The organism is Paenibacillus sp. 10L310, assembly GCF_056395745.1.
Genome location: NZ_JBFTKC010000019.1, coordinates 16,023 through 33,035, shown reverse-complemented (window position 1 = coordinate 33,035; position 17,013 = coordinate 16,023). Strand labels below are relative to the sequence as shown.

Annotated in this window: 14 protein-coding genes; 7 read left to right on the top strand and 7 right to left on the bottom strand. The window is 44.7% G+C overall.

Annotation, left to right across the window (positions count from 1 at the left end):
- Positions 1-22: 22 nt before the first annotated feature.
- Positions 23-1,207, bottom strand: coding sequence for a serine hydrolase domain-containing protein (locus tag AC1DE7_RS26620; protein WP_477535529.1), 1,185 nt, complete (start codon positions 1,205-1,207; stop codon positions 23-25).
- A 171-nt stretch (positions 1,208-1,378) separates the two neighbouring features.
- Here AC1DE7_RS26620 and AC1DE7_RS26615 point away from each other — a divergent pair, with 171 nt between their 5' ends.
- On the top strand, positions 1,379-1,831 hold the full coding sequence (locus AC1DE7_RS26615) for an Lrp/AsnC family transcriptional regulator (RefSeq protein WP_477535528.1): 453 nt from the start codon (positions 1,379-1,381) through the stop codon (positions 1,829-1,831).
- 95 nt (positions 1,832-1,926) lie between these two features.
- Here AC1DE7_RS26615 and AC1DE7_RS26610 read toward each other — a convergent pair whose 3' ends face one another.
- From AC1DE7_RS26610 to AC1DE7_RS26595, 4 genes are all read right to left on the bottom strand, one after another.
- Complete coding sequence (locus AC1DE7_RS26610) at positions 1,927-3,132, bottom strand: MFS transporter (protein ID WP_253502220.1); 1,206 nt, start codon at positions 3,130-3,132, stop codon at positions 1,927-1,929.
- Between the two features lie 124 nt (positions 3,133-3,256).
- Positions 3,257-4,117: an alpha/beta hydrolase gene (locus tag AC1DE7_RS26605; RefSeq protein ID WP_282320630.1), complete on the bottom strand. Its 861-nt coding sequence runs from the start codon at positions 4,115-4,117 to the stop codon at positions 3,257-3,259.
- A 56-nt stretch (positions 4,118-4,173) separates the two neighbouring features.
- A complete protein-coding gene (locus AC1DE7_RS26600; protein WP_477535527.1) occupies positions 4,174-4,596 on the bottom strand; it encodes a MarR family winged helix-turn-helix transcriptional regulator in 423 nt (140 codons plus the stop codon).
- A 116-nt stretch (positions 4,597-4,712) separates the two neighbouring features.
- Entirely contained in the window at positions 4,713-5,777 is a 1,065-nt protein-coding gene (locus AC1DE7_RS26595) for an ABC transporter substrate-binding protein (RefSeq protein WP_477535526.1), read from the bottom strand.
- Between the two features lie 166 nt (positions 5,778-5,943).
- Between AC1DE7_RS26595 and AC1DE7_RS26590 the strand changes: the two genes are divergently transcribed.
- Together AC1DE7_RS26590 and AC1DE7_RS26585 are read left to right on the top strand one after the other, a co-directional pair.
- Positions 5,944-7,020: a FecCD family ABC transporter permease gene (locus AC1DE7_RS26590; protein WP_218034852.1), complete on the top strand. Its 1,077-nt coding sequence runs from the start codon at positions 5,944-5,946 to the stop codon at positions 7,018-7,020.
- 2 nt (positions 7,021-7,022) lie between these two features.
- Entirely contained in the window at positions 7,023-7,790 is a 768-nt protein-coding gene (locus tag AC1DE7_RS26585; protein WP_477535525.1) for an ABC transporter ATP-binding protein, read from the top strand.
- A gap of 137 nt (positions 7,791-7,927) precedes the next feature.
- Here AC1DE7_RS26585 and AC1DE7_RS26580 read toward each other — a convergent pair whose 3' ends face one another.
- Entirely contained in the window at positions 7,928-8,560 is a 633-nt protein-coding gene (locus tag AC1DE7_RS26580) for a DUF421 domain-containing protein (protein ID WP_477535524.1), read from the bottom strand.
- 154 nt (positions 8,561-8,714) lie between these two features.
- Between AC1DE7_RS26580 and rnhA the strand changes: the two genes are divergently transcribed.
- From rnhA to AC1DE7_RS26565, 3 genes are all read left to right on the top strand, one after another.
- Entirely contained in the window at positions 8,715-9,368 is a 654-nt protein-coding gene (gene rnhA / locus AC1DE7_RS26575; protein WP_427433682.1) for a ribonuclease H, read from the top strand.
- A 331-nt stretch (positions 9,369-9,699) separates the two neighbouring features.
- Positions 9,700-10,569 carry an alpha/beta fold hydrolase gene (locus tag AC1DE7_RS26570; RefSeq protein ID WP_036615225.1) on the top strand — a complete coding sequence of 290 codons (870 nt, stop codon included), beginning with the start codon at positions 9,700-9,702 and terminating at the stop codon, positions 10,567-10,569.
- 299 nt (positions 10,570-10,868) lie between these two features.
- Positions 10,869-11,858: a serine/threonine protein kinase gene (locus AC1DE7_RS26565; protein WP_339283630.1), complete on the top strand. Its 990-nt coding sequence runs from the start codon at positions 10,869-10,871 to the stop codon at positions 11,856-11,858.
- Positions 11,859-12,040: 182 nt separating this feature from the next.
- On the opposite strand, the gene AC1DE7_RS26560 is transcribed toward AC1DE7_RS26565, so the two are convergent.
- Positions 12,041-14,023, bottom strand: coding sequence for a vWA domain-containing protein (locus AC1DE7_RS26560; protein ID WP_477535523.1), 1,983 nt, complete (start codon positions 14,021-14,023; stop codon positions 12,041-12,043).
- Between the two features lie 648 nt (positions 14,024-14,671).
- Here AC1DE7_RS26560 and AC1DE7_RS26555 point away from each other — a divergent pair.
- Entirely contained in the window at positions 14,672-16,840 is a 2,169-nt protein-coding gene (locus AC1DE7_RS26555) for a transcriptional regulator (protein WP_091013787.1), read from the top strand.
- Positions 16,841-17,013 lie beyond the last annotated feature (173 nt).

The window sequence follows — 17,013 nt, the reverse complement described above, 5'->3', positions numbered from 1 at the left end:
AATATTGGGCGGTTATTCGTATTTATATTCGTGTAGCCTCTTTGCCTTCACGAATGCCTGCGTAGATTGCACCACAGATATCGGTGGTATACTGGCCCAACATCCCTTCAAGTGCCGTGTTGGTGAATGCTACAACACTAAGTTCTTCTTTTGGATCAACAAACCAGGAATGACCGTAAGTTCCACCCATCCGCCACGTACCCGGGGATTCCGGTGTACCGGCTGCGACAGGATCTTTAAGTACGGTAAAACCAAGGCCAAACCCTCTGCCTGGCCAGTATGGCATCACGAGATCCCCGATTTGATTGGTTGACATCTCAGCCGCAACGGCTTCTGTAAGAAGAGGCTGTCCTCCTTGTCGCAATGCTTCAAGTAAAGTAAGAAAATCTCCGGTACTTCCAACCATACCCGCTCCGCCCGATAAGTAAGCAGAAGTACGATTCACACGATTGGGTGACAGTCGGAAGCCAGCAGTACCCTCAATAAAAGGAATCAGCTCCAACTCCTGATGAAGAAGACGCGGTTCTTCAGAACCATTAGCATATGCGGCTGTCAATCGTTCCGAATCTACCGTAACAAAGTCAGTGTCGGTCATGTGGAGTGGATGAGTAACCAGCGTTTGGACAGCTTCTCGTAGTGACATCCCAGTTACCTTTTCGATAACGGCACCAAGTACATCTGTCGCAATGGAATATCTCCACATGTTGCCTGGCTCATACAAAAGAGGAGCAGAAGCCAGCCTCTGCAGATTCTCCTCCAGACTCATTTCAGACCAATCCATTCCGTCCGATACCGCTGCAAGCTCATAGGTTCCCTGATCTTCTTGGAAGAAACGGTATGTCAAGCCTGCGGTGTGCGTCATCAACTGATGTACTGATATTAAAGCGTCCTGACCATTAGCGAGTTTGGGCCGGAATGCAGGAAGCCAGCGTGTCACCGGATCATGCAGACTCAGCTTTCCTTGTGAGATTAATGCCAGAGCTGCTGTCGAGACAATAGGTTTGGTTACGGAAGCAAGTCGAAACAGAGCGTTTTCCGACATGCTGCGCTTTTGCTCCCTGTCCGCGAAACCAGCAGCCCGGCTGTATATCAGTTTCCCTCTTAAAGCAACTTGTACAACTGTTCCTACGATTCTTTTTTCGCTTAGAGCGCGGTCAATGGCTTCATCCACATAATTATGCAATGTCGTCATGTCTTTTTTTCTCATGCTTATCTTCCTCTCACCAACTGATGTATTTGATTTCTCGTGATAACTGTGTTTATTATATAAAATGATTGATCTTGTATTACATGGTTTGTTAAAGGCGTTATAATGAATTGGCGAATATACTTAAGGTAATTTCTGAATATATCTTATGTATTTAAAGGAGTGGATCACATGGACGAAATAGATCAGCATATTCTGTATCACTTGGAGAATCAGGCGAGATTATCCATGACCGAACTCGGCAAACTGGTGGGGTTATCTCAGCCCGCTGTTACTGAACGAGTCAAACGAATGGAAGAAAAGGGAATCATCGAGGAATATCGAACCGTAATCTCCCCATCCAAATTGGGCAAGCAGAGCACAGCCTATGTTCTTTTTCGTACGCGGGATTGTTATCCTTTCCTGGATTTCTGTCATGCGTCACCTGAAGTTGTGGAATGTTATCGGATAAGCGGAGAGTACAATTACTTGCTGAAAATCCTCACAGATACCATTCAGGGACTCGAGGAGTTTCAGAACAAGTGTGATCCGTACGGTACTTACATGACTTTAATCACCATGTCTTCTCCAATTGCACATAAAAATCTCGTGGAAGGACCAAATCTGTTGGCACAGGCAGAATAAGATTCTGGTCTTTAAAATGAAAAAACAGAAGAGGAGTCCACATCAAGTGAACTCCTCTTTCCTCCTGCGTGTAACTCATGCAAAATGTCTTCCTGTTAATTTGCTCTGGTAAATCCATATTTATAAGCACGCATAGCTACAAGCAACGCAGGAATAAGCAAGATAAACAGCGCCCCAGAAAGGTATCCTGCTCCAAATAGCTCAAGAAGGATGCCCCCGATGATGCCTCCTCCGCCAATCGCCAGATTCCATGCTGTAACCAGCATCGATTGGGCGACATCTGTACTTTTGCCTCCGGCTTGAGCAATGGCAGTTTGTAGTAGCGTGGCAGCCCCACCAAACGTAATTCCCCAGATCATGATGCCAAGGATAATAATCATAGGTTGATGAGTACCGATTCCCATCACGACAGACGCGAGAGCGAATGCTGCCAAGCTAATGATTACCAATCTCCTCAAAAATCGGTCAATGAGCATTCCGGTTAACCAAATTCCAACAATGGAAGTAAAACCGAAAATGAGCAAAATCAAGTCTACTCTGTTAGCAAATACGGTCTGGGCAAGGTAGGGAGAAATATAGGTATATAGAATGTTATGGGCAAGCATCCAGGCCAGAACAACAAACAGAATAGGCCTAACTCCCGGAATTAAAAACACCTTATGCAGCGGAAGACGTTCACCAGCTGGCTCTCCGGCAAAATCCGGCATTTTCCAGAGAACCCATACGATTAAAGCTACGGTTAGAAGAGATACCATCCCGAAGATGAGGCGCCAGCCGACATAAGAACTGAGAAAACTACCGATTGGAACACCCAGGGCTAATGCTACCGGTGTGCCGACCATAGCCACGGCCATGGCTTTACCTTTTAACGAATCCGGGACCATTCGACGAGCATAACCAGCTGTCATGCCCCATAACACACCCGCAGAGACTCCAGCCATGAAACGAGCAGCAAGTGTAAGGATGTAATCCGAAGATAAGGCGGTAACGGTGTTAAAGACAAGAAAACCACTAATGCATACTAACAGTAGAGGTCGGCGTCTCCATCCGCGTGTAGCAGTAGTCAAGGGAATGGCAGCAACAAGTGATCCAATGGCATAAAGAGTCACCAACTGTCCTGTGAGGGCTTCTGTGATCCCCAAGTCTTTTGCAATTTGCGGCAGCAGTCCCGCAGGCAGGCTTTCAGTGAGGATGCAAATAAATCCCGCCATGGCTAATGCAAGAAGCCCAGCCCACGGAAGGCGTTTTGAAGATATGGAAGGTAGCTCCCTTTGCTTTGGGAGGGATGTGTGAGCGGTCATGAATAAAACCTCATTTCTTATATTTTAATCCTATCCAGAACTATGCATATAAGCTTATCTGAAAAAATCAAACTTTTGCATACAGGATTAAAGGTAAGAAGGGGGTCTTAACATGGTATTTATTTTAATTTGTGAGTTTTTCCGTTAATTCAAAGGGGAACTGTCTGTTCATCCATTCAAGGATGATATCGACAGGTTCCATGTACCGTTGGCCTACCAGTAAACCTGTATGGGTCGTATCCCACAGTCCGGCATATGCAGCATGCAGTTGCTTGGCGGTTAATTTGCCTCTCTGATCTTCGTCTTCACTGGAGACAGCCTTGATCACCAAGCTGGGGCAATGGATCAGGTCGCCATTAATGGATATTCCATCAGCTCCACAAAGAACTGAAAAGATAGCAAATGCCTTCGCGGACTCCGTTTGCAGATATTTACGCTGAAAAGCAATGTCTTCTGCCGTCTCATCTATACTGGTTAGTTCATCACGGACAGGTGCAGGCATGATAATTCCAGGTGTGATACGATTGCTTTCCGGGTAGGGGATTAGCTCATGCACTTCCTTGCTCAGACTGGCGTCGATCACAACCAGGCCTGCCAGAGTAACGGTTTCTGCAATCTTTTGACTGAGAATCCCACCCATGCTAAAGCCAATGAGGACGGGAGGCTCGCTGAACTTGACTAACACTTCACGAATATCCTCTAAATAATCGTCAAACGTAATCATCGTCATATCCATGACCCGACTCTTGTAGTGACTTCTCAGGTTCATGACATAACAGGTCCAACCGTGCTGGACAAAGTGGGGGATATATTTGCTCCACATCCAGCTGCCTGTGTATGCACCGTGAACGAACAGTAGTGGGGGCTTCTTGGTCGTTGTTTTTTCGTCATGAGGCGGGGTTCCTGCGAATATCTCCAAGTGTAAATCATGTTCTCCGATCTTCTTTACCTCATGTTCCGGTAACAATTGAGTGTAGTCCATCATACCAAAAACCTCCTCTAAACTATTAGTTTGATATCAAACTATTTCTCCAAAAAAAATTAGAAGTTGCTATAAATTTTCATTAAAATTCGCAACAGTTCTTTTTTCTCCGCTTCCGTAACGTCCGCATAGAACACGTCCAGCATGCGCTGTGATATCTCTTCGAAGACTGGCTTTAATTCTTCGCCTTTGGCAGTCAAAGCCACATGAACAACTCGTGAATCTGTTGCATCACGCTCCTTGAGCACGTATCCTGTCCGCACCAATTTGTCCACAAGTGCAGTCACTGTGGATTTATCCTTGCCAATTTTTTTGGAAATCTCAGCCATGGTCATCCTGTGATTATTGTACAGGGCATAGATAATATCCCCATGGGACGTAGCAAGATCCTGGATTCCCTGCTCAGCCATCTCGGCCAGGATAAAGCGGTTGACCTTCTCTTTAATTTTGGATATGAGTGAAATAGCGTCTCTTGTTTTCATACGTGTAATATAGTTTGTTATCAAACTAATGTCAAGCTTGGATCCATCGTTTATTGCATGCGCGGCATAAAAAAAGAGCAGGGAGAATGTCTTCTCCTGCTCATTGGCTCAAGTCATTACTTGATTGGATTAGCTTTCATTTCCTGTGCCATTTTCTCAATGCCATCCAGAATTTGATATCCATAACCCCAGAACTGGCTGAAATCTGTCACATAGATTTGTTTGTTCTTGATCGCGTTCATGCTTTGCAGGGCAGGGTTGGCATACAGGTTCTCAATTAGCTTATCGATATCCGGTGAACCGGCATACGCGGACAAGAGCAGGTAGTCCGGGTTCGCTGTGATCAGTTGCTCTACACTAACTTCACCTTGCACACCATCAAACGTATTTTTCAGCTTCAGCAGGCCAAGTGCATCGAGCTGATACGTATCGTTCTGCATGCTACTTACCGTAATGGTGTCTTCTGTAGCGGGAACGATATAAGCAAAACGTTGCTCAGGCTGATCCGCTACACTTGCCTTAATGGCTGCAACACGAGTCTTCAGACTTTCCGTGAAAGTTGCGGCATTCTCTTGAACGTCGAAGATCTTTCCAAGTTGTGCAATATCGCTATAGAGGCTTTCGAGTGTGCCTTTGTGATTCGTCGTTTGCAGGAACGTGCGGATATTCAAGTCATTCAATCCATCGACGGTACCCACGCCCCAGTCTGCATCAGCGAACAGGTCGCCCCGTCCGAGAACCAGATCCGGGCTTGCACCTACAACCAGCTCTTTACCGACATAATCCTTGGACAATACCGGAATTTGGGCGAAATCATCAGCCACATCCGGTGTAACGGAACCATATAGAGCAGCAACACCGACCATTTTATCGGTCAGACCTAATTTGATGAGCATCTCAGCCGCAGATTGGGTATTCGCAACAACACGTTCAGGTGCTTTATCGAATACTTGCACTTTGGGTTTCCACTCGCCACCCTCACCCGAGATCGTGAAATTTTCAATGGTGAGCGGGTACGTCGTTTTATTTGTATTCTCAGCAGGAGCTGAAGTTTCTGTCGTGTTAGTAGGTGAAGTTGTTTCTTCGGCAGGGGAAGAAGTTGAAGCGTTCGAACAGGCTGCAAGTAGTAGTAACAGGAGACTTAGAGTAGCGATGCCAATGGTTCTGGATGTGAATTTCATTAAATGACGAACCCCTTTTCTATGTGTTTTAAATTGACAAAGATAATCATTCTCAATTATAATCCGAGAAAACACATTGTAAATAGCTAAATTTAATTTGTTCTACATTTTACGCGAATTGATGGGGGAAGAGATGGCACAGACGGTTCAGGTTCAGACACAGCGTATGGGGAAAAGAGAGTCTCTGATTCATAGTAAATCCGGGTTTGCTTTACTGATTGCAGCTTTAATCATGATTACGCTTATATCCGTAGGTATTGCAGTTTCCATTGGACAGGTACAAATTCCACTGGCGGAGTCATATCGTATTCTTTTATACAAATTAACGGGATTTCAGTGGGGGACAACACCCATTGAGGCAGGTTCCTTTACCGATATCATTTGGCAGATTCGTTTCCCGCGTGTGCTGATGGCGATGTTTATCGGCGCAGGCTTGGCCTTGTGCGGTGCTGTTATGCAGGCTGCTGTGCAGAATCCGCTCGCTGATCCTTACATACTGGGTATATCCTCAGGCGCTTCACTTGGAGCAACCTTTGCAATTCTTATTGGATTCGGTGCGATTGGGTGGCTAGGTCAGACGGGGGTGGCTTTCTGGGCCTTTGCCGGTGCGATGGGTGCGTCCTTACTGGTCCTGACTTTGGCAGGGATTCGGGGGAAAATGACGTCGGTCAAGCTGGTGCTTGCCGGAATGGTGATTAACGCGTTATGTAGCGCTTTTTCGAACTTTATTATTTATTTTGCTAACAATGCTGAAGGCATCAAAACGGTGACATTCTGGACCATGGGCAGCCTGGCGGCTTCCGGATGGAACAAGCTTCCACTCGTAGGTATCGTCGTGCTGGTGGCGATTCTATTTTTCCTTTTACAGTCCAGAGTTCTTAATACGATGTTGTTGGGGGATGAAGCAGCTGTTACGCTGGGCATTAATCTGAGTGTGTATCGCAGACTGTACATGCTGTTAACCGCTTTGGTGACAGGCGTTATGGTGGCGAGCTGTGGCATGATTGGTTTTGTTGGACTCATTATTCCGCATATTGTCAGAGGTCTCGTGGGTTCCGACCATCGTAAAGTGATGCCTGTATCCGTGCTGTTTGGAGCCATTTTCCTCATCTGGACGGATGTTATTGCACGATCCCTCATATCCAGCGTGGAGTTGCCGATCGGTATTATTACGGCCATGATTGGTGCACCGATGTTTATGTATATGCTGGTCAAAAAAGGCTACGGTTTTGGAGGAAATTAAACATGAAGCTGAACGTAGAAAATGTATCCATCTCTGTGCTGAACACGGACATCATCAAGGATATTTCATTACAGGTGAACGGTAAACAGTTCGTTGGACTGATCGGACCCAATGGTTGTGGCAAGTCAACGCTACTCAAGAGCATCTATAAAGTGATCAAACCGCAGCAAGGTACGGTTTTTCTGGACAATACCGATATTCTCAAATCCAGTCCAAAGCTTGTTTCCAGACACATGGGCGTTGTTGGCCAGTTTAATGAATTGAGTTTTGATTTTACGGTGCGTGAGATGGTCATGATGGGCCGTACCCCGCACAAAAAAATGCTGGAGACGGATAATGAACGGGATCACGAAATCGTCGAGCAGGCTTTGGGAAAAGTACATCTGACTGGACATGCAGACCGTAATTACGTGTCCCTGTCTGGTGGGGAGAAACAGCGTGTCGTCTTGGCGCGTGTCTTGGCACAGCAACCCCAATTCCTGATCCTGGACGAGCCGACGAACCATTTGGACATCAAATACCAGCTTCAGATTCTAAATACTGTCCGTGGACTCGGCATTGGCATATTGGCAGCGCTGCATGATCTCGAACTCGCTGCAGCATATTGCGATTATCTCTATGTGGTGAAAAAGGGCCAGATTGTGGTCCATGGCAAACCGGCAGATATTCTGACTCGCGAGATGATTGGTGAGGTATTCGATGTCGATTGTGAAATCTATACAAATCCAGTTACGGGCGGCTTAGGCATTGCTTACCTGAGTACACGTTGATTGGGACTATATCTTTGTTTGGATGACGTGGAGAAATCTTTCGAAATAATCAATTGAAGTGAACATAGACCGTACCTGTTGGAGCGATGTTGATAAGTGCTCATAGGTGCGGTCTTTTTTTAGAGGGGAGGACACATCTATTGAAGCTTAGGATCAACGGGATGAACATGAGCACCTTTACTGACTTCTTGGAAAATATCTGAGGAGTTATCGCTATGCCTTGAAGACTTGCTGCTGTTGTCTTGTTGAGGGTGTTCTCCCGTTGCTGGACTACTACCTGTAATCGCATAACTTCGTAGGATCTCTTCCAGATCTCCAATCGTCACGGGACGAGCATGTCGTTTCAGGACATAACCAAGTTGACCATTGGGTTCCACCGTTGCTGTCTCCAGATCGTCTACACTTGTAATTCCGTGCTGTCGCATATGCATCTCAAGCTGATCCATCGTATAACGCATACGTTTCAGATTCGGGATAATGACCTTTCCGTCCTCTACCACGATTTTGGAACTGCCACTCATTAACCGTTCAAAAATATTAAATTTCAATTGCAGTTGTTCCACTACAAGCAATGTCAAAATGAAGACTGATGCTGATCCAATCGCTTTGCCAAGCTCATGATTTGCGATGGGCTGTACAATCGTTGTTCCGATGGAGATCATGATGACCGTTGTGGCGACACTCATCTGTGAGATCGACTTGCGTCCTGCAATTCGCAGCAGAATCATGCCGATAAGTACAAGTAAAACAGATTTCCATATCCAGTCCATACGTATATTCCTTTCTATTCCAGTATGCGCTTTGTTTCTTAGACTGTTCTGGAGTTGGAGGAATTATGCAGAGGGCCAAATCCATAGCTTTCATTCCGCCCACCAGATCGTTTACAATAGGGTATTGATGAAGTGAACAAAGGAGCGGGTTACAGTGGCAAAACAGAAATATTATGTTGTCTGGGAAGGCAAGAAGCCTGGTGTGTATAACACATGGGCAGATTGCAAAGCGCAGACGGATCATTATACTGGAGCGAAATATAAATCCTATGAGTCCAAAACAGCCGCAGAAGAAGCGTATCGTGCTGGATGGAAAGGGAACTGGGGTTCAAGTGCAGGCGGAGCGTCGAAGACAAAGTCGGCTGGTAGCGGAAGAAGTGCTGGCATGGAAACGTCAGAGGAAGTGGATTACGACAGCGTCTCTGTTGATGTGGGCACACGTGGTAACCCCGGACCTGTAGAATACAAAGGGGTAGACACCCGCACCGGTGAGATTATTTTCTCCGTCGGACCGATCTCCAAAGGTACGAACAATCTGGGCGAATTTTTGGCCATTGTACATGCCCTTGCACATCTGAAAAAAGAAGGCAGTACCAAAACGGTGTATACCGACTCGGTCAATGCCATGAAATGGCTAAAGCAGAAAAAAGTAGCCACAACGTTACCAAGAGACAACTCTACGGAAGAGATATGGTTGATGATTGATCGTGCGGAGCAGTGGCTCCAGACGAATACGTATAGCAATAAAGTGCTAAAATGGCAGACCAAACAGTGGGGCGAAATCAAGGCAGATTACGGCCGGAAGTAGGTATTTCTCCGTATTAATTTCATAATACCTTTCGCTGCTTCAATAAGGCTAGATATAGATCAAAGCGGTTTAATTTGTCTATATCTAGTTGCGAAAATCCATTTTTAGTGAGTTATGAAATTGATTTTTCCAAAGGATGCCTCCTTAATTTCTGGTCTATTAGAATCGTTATTTACAATTTCCAGTTTCCGCTCTATAATCATCTGAATATGATTAGTTAAACATATGGAGGAGCCTGTCATCTGCAGGCCCTCTTTATCTTTTTGGTCCATTGATTAGCAAGTCCATTCAATAGAATGGGGTATTTGAGTATATATTGCAGGAGGCAGACATGAGTTCCATTTATAGAAGTGAAGAAGGCAAGAGCAGCATACTTGAAGAGTATGAGATTTATTTGAACGAGTTGGGTGAGGAATTTACTCGGGAGTATGTAGAGACGCGTTTTGGAAAGACACATGTTTTACTGACGGGTCCTCTAGATGGCAAGCCGTTATTTATTCTCCAAGGCGGTAATTGTGTGAATCCGATGACGTTGTCCTGGTTCTCTTCTTTATTTAAAGAATACCGGATTATTGCTCCTGATACGATTGGTCATCCTGGTTATAGTGAGGAAGCGAGTATCTCGACACGGTTTGATAGTTTGGCATTATGGGTATCGGATCTGCTGGATCACTATGATATCGAAAAGAGTGCATTTATCGGCCCATCGTTTGGAGGAGGCATTATTCTCAGACTGGCTACCTATATTCCGGAACGCATCTCGTGTGCTGTATTGGTTGCTCCTGCGGGTCTTGCGGTCAATTCCAAAATTAAAACAGCTCAGGATATCACGTTGCCACTCGTCAAGTATCGTATGACGTCTTCACCATCTTCTTTGCAAAAAATTACGGACAACATGTCGTGCAACTGCATGAAAGAAATGGATAAAAACATTATCGGCAAACTTTTTAAATACGTCAGCATAGATCAGGATCTGCCCAAGCTTACGGAGCGGGAAGAACTGGTGAATTATACGTCACCAACCTTGTTATTGGTAGGAGAGAAGGATGTCTTTTTCCCAGCTGATAAGTGTATTGAGCGAGCTCAAAAGATTATTACGAATGTAGAAGCCATCAAGTATGATACAGGACATTTCCCTTCACAGGACGTATTGGTTCAGATGAACGAGGAAATCGGGCGTTTTTTACAGAATAATTATTAATAAAAACTGTTAATGAAGGATGAGAAATGTTTTTCTCCAGTTTAATAAAGTAATTACATCCATCTGTCGATACTCTATATAAGAGAATGCTTTTCTTCTATAGAATAGTGTGGATAGGGATTAGCAGTAGAACGAAGAAGGCTTGATATCATTAATATTTAAATATTTCGCGTGAAGGTGTTTCAAATTGCATCATTTGGTTTATATGTATAGTTGGCGATGAATTGCTGACTGGTTAAACCAAGTGATGCATTTACGCGGAAAGTCTTCCGATCGACAAGGTTGAAAAGAGGTCTGTTATGAGAAAAGACAATTGTAAAATGACATTGCAGCGCAATGTGATTATAAATGATACATATCAGGTAAGACAGGTATTGGCCAGCAGTGAGTTGGCTATTGTATATGCAGGGCGAGATCGTAACACAGGTGCCAAAATAGCCATTAAGGAATTTTTCCCACAGAGAATGGCTGAACGGCAGGCAGACAAGCGAGGGGTGTTCTGCTCTTCACGAGGATACGGTGGGCAATATCAGGAGTTACTGGCTGCATTTCTGCTCGAAGGTGAACTATTATCGAAACTAGATCATCCCCATATTGTATCGTATATGGATCATTTTGAAGCGAATGGTACGGGGTATCTGGTTATGGAATACTGCACGGGAATCACATTGACCGAGTATTTGAATGAACATAATCATGCTCTTGATGCTGCTTTCATAACGGAGACGCTACTTCCACTGGTGGATACATTGGATTACATACATAAGCAAGGCATTCTTCACCGGGATGTGAAACCTTCCAACATTATGGTTATGGAGGATGGTACACCCAAACTTCTGGACTTTGGCTCAGCTACCCGTTGGCCTATGCAATCCGGAGAGAAACAGGTGATATTTACATCGGCAGGTTATTCTCCGCTGGAGTTTTATTCGGAGAAATCTAGTCAAGGACCGATGTCGGACATCTATAGTTTGGCAGCTCTGCTCCATTATTGGACATGTGGGCAACCCCCTATGGACGTGAAACAGCGGTTGTTCCAGGATGAATTGCCATCTGTTCGCTCACATAATGAGTATGTGAATCCTTGGCTCGCTCGTGTTATTCATTGGGGGTTGACGGTTCGTTCTGAGAAACGCTGTGCTTCCTTAGCTTGGGTCAGAAGCTCGCTGCGAGTTCAAGCCTGGGTATGGAAAGTGCGCAAGCCAGGTACAGTGGAATGGTCTTTAGCCGAGAATCAACATACGCAGGTCTATGAAGTGGAGCCGAAAAAGCAACATGAGACGGCGTAAGCAGTCATGACCTATGTTGCTAAAGTAGATACGCTTAAATGAAAGCATAACCGTTAAATAGGTGTAAAATAGAAACAAGCCAGTTCTTACCCGTACATATGGGGCGAACTGGCTTGTTTCTATTATATTTTCAGAGAGAACATACATCAGCGTGCTTCATTTCCACGTAGTTAACACGTAGTTTACTGTGGATCTCTCTTTTGTCCTACATAGCTATTGGTACTTGGTTTGATGGCTTTGTAACGAATTTCGATCTCCGTAACACCATCCTCAAACGTGATATACAACTTTTCATTGTACTCCATAGCTTCCGTGTGTCTGCGTTTCACTGGCGTTCGGCCTCGGACAACCGTACAATTCGTATCGTGCCGTACCAATAACGTTTCTTTTTTACCCGCTTCCAGCCAGATTCGTCCCGCTTCTAGTACTTTGACCCCGATGTCCATGCGATCAAACAGTTCACTGAGACTTACTTTTCGGCGTTCCAATGAAGTGAGAGGCCAATTGGTCACTGGTATATCCTTGCTGTTCGCTGTCGCTAGAAAGTATCCTTCCAGTCTTCCCCGGAATACGGGTTTTGGCTTCATTACGAACCAATACAGTGCGAAAATACCACCAGCAAGAAGCAGGCCCAATCCTGTATATAGCAGTACCTTTTCACGTAAAGAATGAATTTGCAACGAAATGTCTGTAGTTATACTTGCTCCCTCAGAATCCGTTGCTGTCACCTTGATCGTTGAACTTCCGGTGTGTAGAGAAGACCATCGCAACAGGTTGCCTTCAATGATGGCATCTCCAAGTTTGCGCTCACTTCCACCGTCTGCAAGGACATACGTTAATGGATCATTATTGGCATCCTTAAAGTAGTTGTTCAGGTCGACATCTGTATTGCTGTCATCTTTGGATAACACCATGGATTCGCCGGTGGCTACGGGTGCTTGATTCGTAATGTCTACTTCAACCGGAGTAATTTCCCGATAAAAGTCCGGACCGTCGATTCGTAGTCCCCATGTGTACAAATCCGACTTGGGAAAAGTGTATTTTCCCGTAAATCCGCTACCTGTATTGGTCAAAGGGATACGTTCTGTTTTTCCATCAGATGGAGTTACAATGAGTTCCGCTTCCAGTCCCTTGTACACATCCAAGTCCTTAATGGGTTTAGGGTCCACAGCCTGATCGTAGAGTGATGCCTCAAATGTGATGCTCTTCCCCTTGACGGGCTGCTCCGTTGCCATATTTGCGACCGCAGAGACGTTGTAGTTCCCTAATAGGTTAATCTTCACCAGATCACCGCTACGGCCTTTGAATTTCAGTTTAAACTGTCCTTTGACCGGACGAATGATCTTCATCAGAGCATATTTATCAGACCGTATGAAGCTGACATTGCTCGATTGATAATAGAGCTGAGCTTCCGAGACAGCATGATCAGATAGCATGATAATGTTGGCATCCGCCATGCTGGAGTTAGGAATATCCACGGTTACTTCCTGCATTGCTCCTGTTGCAGTTACAGCCGCTACAGATACAAGAACGGATTGAATCTGATCTGCAAAAATCCGATTGAAGATTTCAGGCAGATCGTCCGCACTTCCGGTGATAAAGGAAGAACCACCCGTTTCTTTGGCGATACGCTCCAGTTCTGCCGGGTTAACGGTACCGTCGCGGTTTAGTCCCACAGTATAGATGGGATAACCAGCTTGTTGTGCCATCTCAATAACTTTGTCCACATCTTTGGAGGAGTCAGCAGGTGTTCTGCTCGTCGATCCTCGCAAATCCGTTTCTCCGTCAGAGAGCAAAATCATAAATGGTTTACGTTTGTCCGTCTGCGATTGTTCGAGCAGGCTAGCCCCTCGGCGTAAGCCAAGTCCGAGATCTGTATATCCCGAACGTTTTAAGCCATCCACACGGCTACGAAGATTATTGCGAGCTCCAGAGGATGAAATCTCCATCAGTGGTACGGATGAAGTGATCTTGTCATTATAAGCTACGAATCCCAATCGGGTCTTAGGTCCACTACTCATATCCATAAACATATGTATAACTTCTTCGGCAATGCGATCTTTGTCGGTCTCATTCATGGAGTAGCTAACATCCAGGACAAACATGGCATCGAGGCCTTCATACGTCTGGGTCTTGACGGATGATTCAGCGTATAGGCTCCCCATGTCCCATGCTGGAATTAAAAAGCTGATTACCAAGATAGAAAAAAATGTTTTTTTGAATTTTGTTAATATCATACGATGCTTTGAATCTCCTTTCTGTTTTGGGCACTGCAATTGTTTTTAGAGGTCAAACTGATTTTTGTTGAAAAACTTTTGTTTCTACTCGACAAAACCCCGTTATGCGTAGTTTTGATAAGCGAAGAATATTGCAACACCGCATACGTTAAGGCGATTTCCTCTTGATTAGGGGGAAAACTCCACTAGTTTTAAATCATTGAACATCATCCAGATTATAGGATATTCTTTATCATCGGCATGATTCGATGGGAAATGAAGCGGAAATCGGAAATTAGTTCTATAGGTATATCGAAGTCACAAAAATGAGCTTTTAGACCTATATAGGGTAATATTGACAAAATATATCACTGATGATTAAGATGAATTCCATAAATCTCCAAAGCAAACGGCATAATCTGGTACATAAGTTCCAGTCATATGTTGACAGCTCGTTCTATTGGACTTGTGATCGCCTGAGAAGATGATTCTCTTAGATCATGACCAAAGACTGATAGAGCGTGCGGAGTGTCAAAAATTGATGGAGGGGGGGAAGCATTCGCCCGAATGAACCATCATTAGGGGGATGTTGCCTGAATGGATATTATTAATCAAACGAACCGAACGATGCTTTTCGAAGAGATCAATCCTGAGAAAATGGATTTGATTACGATTGTCGGTGACGTAAAAGGGATCGACAGTCTGAATGATGACAAGATCAAGGAGATCAATGAGCACCTGCTTGTACGAAGCTTCGATGAGTTTTTGGACAAGTTTTCTCCCAGTGTGTATTCCTTTTTCAATGCGGTAAACCAGAAAGTCATGTATACGCTCAAAAAGCCCGAAGGGATTCCGGATGAAGCAATCTCTGAGATCAAAATTGATCATAGCAATGACTTCCTGAGAATGCTCTTTACCCTGATCGATACCAAACGTAGTCAGGGGATTACGAATGTAGATTTCAAGTTTGAAAATTTGCTGGATATGATTTCACCGAAAAAGGTTATGGATGACATTCGGCAGGTACGAAAAGAAATTCATTACATGTACGGCCAGCATGAGAAGCTGGATGACGGGGACCCGAAGAAGTTGGATATCGGGGATAAACTTAATGTCATGTTTGAAGATGCCAGCAGGAACTATAACAATGTCATGGCGATGCTGCCACTGGCCATCGAAGATATCAAAACCCGCTTGTTGCTGGGCCGTGCTCAAGAAGAAACTTCTTCCGAAGCGATTCAGGTAGGACAACTCACGATTGGTGAGAGCGGAGAATTGAAAATTATCGAAGCTCCAAAGAGTGATAACAACGAGTTGATGCTCCTGGATGAGTCGACAAGCACAGATTTGACTCAGGTGTTTGCCGAAGATTATGATTCACTCTCCGAGGCACCTTCACCGTATGTACAGGATCTGGTCGTTCGTACATTCTGCCCACTGCCTGCAGTTCAGACGGATGTTGATACGGCAGTTGAAGTACAGAATTACAATACATACCTGGAATTTTACAAGAACGCCAAGGATGACTTTGTAAAAACCGTAAAACCGCTGGTAGAGAAAATTTTGGGTGTCAAAATGTTCTTTGATCAATATGCGACCAAAAACAAAGGCATGCTTCCTTCCATGCTGATTGCCAATGCCAAGCTGGATATGCTTGTTAAGAGCAGTAATATTCCGCGGCTGGAGACCTATCTCAACACAGTCAATGCGAAGAATGATTTTACCGACACTATTTGGTTCGGAATTGTTCCTTCCGTTGAACTGGAGAATACGGGACAAGTTCAAGTCAGTCGAGCCCGTTTCCGTGGTAACGAGAAAGTGGTTAAACAAGACGGAAACAGTATGGAATCCCTGTCCATGCTTCTGCAAGTCGTTAAAGACTACAAAGTACAAGTATTCTTTAGCTTTGAATCTGGAGAAGAGACTACATTCAGCAGCATGGCTACTGCGGGCATCGATAAATATATTGATAAATGCGCGGTATTAACTCGCAAAGACTACAGCGAATTCGCCATTCCAAGTGCTCCGAATTTCACCATCATTCCGAAAGAGAAATCGGGTGTCGTTATCGACAGTCGTATGCTCCAGACGGAGAATGGTGTGGAGCTTTCCAAGGAGAAGGAAGACATTCTGAAGCTGTGGATTGAAGGTGTGTATGTCGGTGCGTCTTATGTATCTGCCGGAATTGTGGCTGCATATCAGTGCCCCGAGTATCTACGAGGCGCATTTAAAACCGTGAACCGGGATTATCCAGGTGTGCGTTTTGATATTGAGGCAGGCGATAACAGTCTGCGTGTAGTGACTACGATGACCAAAGAAATTTCCGGATTCACGAACACCATCAAGGATTCGATTAACCGCAAAAACTTTGGATTTATTTTCTCATCGGAGAATGCCCAAATCCAGGATAGCGACATCAAGCGGATCACGGTATACAAAGCGAGAAGCATGGCGATGTCCGAAGATGGTTTTGATTCCTTGTATAAGACACTCGTAAGTACTTACATTGAGCGCTTGCTCCGTTTCCAGACGGGTGATTTCAAGCATGAAAATATCGTCAAATTCTTCAGCAACAATCCGAGCAGTCAGAAGAGCCGGTGGCTGGGAACCCGAGGGTCGATCAATTCGATCATTCAAGAAGGTGACGACATGAGCTTTATCATCGATGAGAAGAGCAATATGTGCCACATTGACCTGGTATTCAACGGCAACGTGAAGAACCTGGAGGTCATGATTACTAAAGGCACCAGCGCGATGAAGGTGTAAGAAACTGGAGTGGGTACAAGTTTTAGAAATGTATATAATTCTTCAAACAACGAATTATAGACATTTATTTTGGTGTTAGAGGCGGCCTTTATTGGCTGACCTTATACATATATTTCGGTACCTCTCCCCAGATGGAGAGCATGCCGGGCACATTGTTTTTTAATCTTAAGGAG